The following is a 2,689-nucleotide window of genomic DNA, read 5'->3' as shown; positions in this document are numbered from 1 at the left end:
TAAAATACTAATATCTGTAACATCTGTATTTTACAAAATATATCTAACAATTTGGGATATTAATTCAACAGTCTTAATTATGATAAAACATTGTCTTAAAATAACCTTTCTACCTTTATTTTAAAAGCATTATAGATATATCGAAAACAGCTTATATTTATAAATATGTCAAAGATTAATAAACATTTTTAAGATATCTGAATAATATGCGCATCATGTTGAGTCAAATTTATACTTTATAAAAGAAATAAATTCTCTCGCAATATAGTAAAATAAAATTAGATAATAAATAAATTCAAAAAAGTATGTATTCTGATTTTCTAAATGACGCTAGAGTTTTTATTGATGTGATCAAATTGGGATCCATTTCCGCATTATCTGACAAAAGTGGAGAACATAGAACTACTATATCAAAACGTTTATCTAGAATAGAAGATCATTTATCAGTTAAATTGATAAAAATAGAAAAAGGAAAAATTAATTTAACAGATGAGGGAACTCCAATATTTTTTAATCTTAGACATCTAATTGATGACTTAGAGTTTAAATTCGATGAATTATCACAGACATCCTCAAAAGCAAATAATCATATTAGATTCTTAAATAGTACTGATATATATAAATCATTTGGCGTCCCTATCATTACAAATATCTTAAATAAAAATCCTTCCATTTCACTGGAAGCTAAGGCTTATACCCAATATCAATTAGCTAATTTTGGGACAATGTTAAAACATTTATTTAATGAGATTGATGTAATTGTCTTAGCAGAAAAATTACTACATTTAATTGATGATCAAGAATGGATTCTTAAGAAGAGACTATCAACAATTAAAAGAATTTATGCTTCACAAAAATATATAGATGAACATCCAAATGTAAGAAAAATTTCAGATATCAGTAAACACCACTGTATTATCAATAAATATGAAGATCCTAATCATTGGATCCTGAAAGATACGTCTAATATGACGCATAAAATAAAAATCAATGTTAGAGCATCAATAGATACATTTAATTTTCAACAAATGCTAATTGAAAGACATTTAGGAATTGGATTATTACCAGAATCCGTTGTTAAAGCAAGTCCTAATAAACTCCAACATATATTTACAGACTTATCAGGAAGTGAAGCAGTATCATACATACTAGTAAACAAACATTCCCTAGAAAAAAAACCTCTCTTAGATAAAGTTGTGAGAGAAATTATTGATGAAATAAATTCTTTAGATTACTGGAGAACTGTCAAATGAAATAATTCTATAGACAGTTTAATGATGCTTTAGCTGCTTGGTAAGCATTTATATACTTTAATATAAAGAAATCTCTTGTTTGTTGTTTAATTATTTTAACTGCTTGAAAAACAGATTCCCCATTATCAATCCTAGCATGGAATTGTTTAATAAAATCATTCTTTTCTGAAGTACTCATAATTTATATATTTTAAATAAAATGTGGCACTATTATAGTAATTTATTTGCTGTAAAAGAATATGTGATGGAACCATTAAACTATTTAGGTTTACCTATTACTAATATAGAGTATATTGATTCTTAAAGATATCAAACTCAACAATAGGATATTTTATAATTTCAAAGAAGGGTGAATAATCAAAATCAGATGGAACAAATAGTCTAGGGTTTCTAGTACGCATATTAAGTTTTCCATCAGTTGTTTTTTCTAACAATGGTAAAATAGGAAACTTTGCTTTGATAAATGCCGTTGCAATTAGTAAAGAACAAGTTAATTTTGTTGGATTTTGTGCATTATGATTAAATAAACTAGAATGCCACTTTCTTGGTAAAATCCACCAGGGGCAGAAGAATCTAGCTAAATCAAATATTTGTTGATTATCATACGGTAAGCCTAACTCAGAAAGTACATAATTAATAATTATATTTTGTTGGATTTTGGAAATATTTCTTGGCCTACAAATTCGTAAGTGATCTAATTCATAAATATTTAAATTCTTTATAACAACTCCCTCACCAATATTACTTTCTATAATAAGTGGTCCAGATCCTAACTTGGAATTATGTTTTAAGATTAACTCTTGGATATCTTCTGTCAACTCTTCAAAATTACCTATATACAGTGCTGAATGAGTCCAAATACTTCTTGTTATTACACTAATAGCTCTAGCTGCTCGACTTCTACCTTCTACAAGAATAACATCGCATACTTCTAGATGTTTAACCAATTTATTATAATCAGATAGTGGCGATATCCTAGGCTGGCTGATATTAAATAATAAGAAGCTACTAATCTTTTGATATATTAAAGTTTTTATTTTTTTCATATCCTAGCCTAGCCCACCTAAGGATAACTAAATACAAAAGCTTCCTTAAGAATCATTCAATTTTTTACAGCTTTTTCTTTAATTGATTTAAATAATCATTTGTTTTTCTTAGACCTTCATCTGCTTCATGGGATATTTCTGGATGCATATTCTGTTCCACAGCTGCCATTTCTTCATAACAATCTGCCGCATTTTGTTCCAATAACTTAATTTTTTCTTTTATAGAAATATCCATAGAATATATTCTTTCAGCTTCTTTTTTTAGATTCATAATGCACTCCCCTAAAATGCCTTGATATATTAAAAGTATATCAAAAAAAGACTGTTGAATTAATATCCCAAATTGTTAGATATATTTTGTAAAATACAGATGTTACAGATATTAGTATT

Annotated in this window: 4 protein-coding genes; 1 reads left to right on the top strand and 3 read right to left on the bottom strand. The window is 26.9% G+C overall.

The genetic code is table 11. From position 1 onward, the window contains the following. The first annotated feature begins 305 nt into the window (after positions 1 to 305). Complete coding sequence (locus R8535_RS10775) at positions 306 to 1,253, top strand: LysR family transcriptional regulator (RefSeq protein ID WP_329499137.1); 948 nt, start codon at positions 306 to 308, stop codon at positions 1,251 to 1,253. 7 nt (positions 1,254 to 1,260) lie between these two features. Here the strand turns inward: R8535_RS10775 and R8535_RS10770 are convergent, their stop codons facing one another. The 3 genes from R8535_RS10770 to R8535_RS10760 form a co-directional block, all read right to left on the bottom strand. Beyond that, complete coding sequence (locus R8535_RS10770) at positions 1,261 to 1,431, bottom strand: hypothetical protein (RefSeq protein WP_329499139.1); 171 nt, start codon at positions 1,429 to 1,431, stop codon at positions 1,261 to 1,263. A gap of 100 nt (positions 1,432 to 1,531) precedes the next feature. Further along, positions 1,532 to 2,299: a YiiX/YebB-like N1pC/P60 family cysteine hydrolase gene (locus R8535_RS10765; RefSeq protein WP_329499141.1), complete on the bottom strand. Its 768-nt coding sequence runs from the start codon at positions 2,297 to 2,299 to the stop codon at positions 1,532 to 1,534. A 64-nt stretch (positions 2,300 to 2,363) separates the two neighbouring features. Continuing rightward, positions 2,364 to 2,570, bottom strand: a complete 207-nt coding sequence (locus R8535_RS10760; protein WP_329499143.1) for a hypothetical protein — start codon at positions 2,568 to 2,570, stop codon at positions 2,364 to 2,366. Positions 2,571 to 2,689 lie beyond the last annotated feature (119 nt).

The sequence above is a fragment of the Francisella sp. 19S2-4 genome (genome assembly GCF_036281795.1).
Taxonomy (GTDB): domain Bacteria; phylum Pseudomonadota; class Gammaproteobacteria; order Francisellales; family Francisellaceae; genus Francisella.
This window is presented reverse-complemented; position numbering and strand designations above follow the sequence as displayed.

Excerpts from the sequence above, each read along its gene's own strand:
- R8535_RS10760 (WP_329499143.1), bottom strand. The coding sequence starts at position 2,570 with ATGAATCTAAAAAAAGAAGCTGAAAGAATATATTCTATGGATATTTCT.
- R8535_RS10765 (WP_329499141.1), bottom strand. The coding sequence starts at position 2,299 with ATGAAAAAAATAAAAACTTTAATATATCAAAAGATTAGTAGCTTCTTA.
- R8535_RS10775 (WP_329499137.1), top strand. The coding sequence starts at position 306 with ATGTATTCTGATTTTCTAAATGACGCTAGAGTTTTTATTGATGTGATC.
- R8535_RS10770 (WP_329499139.1), bottom strand. The coding sequence starts at position 1,431 with ATGAGTACTTCAGAAAAGAATGATTTTATTAAACAATTCCATGCTAGG.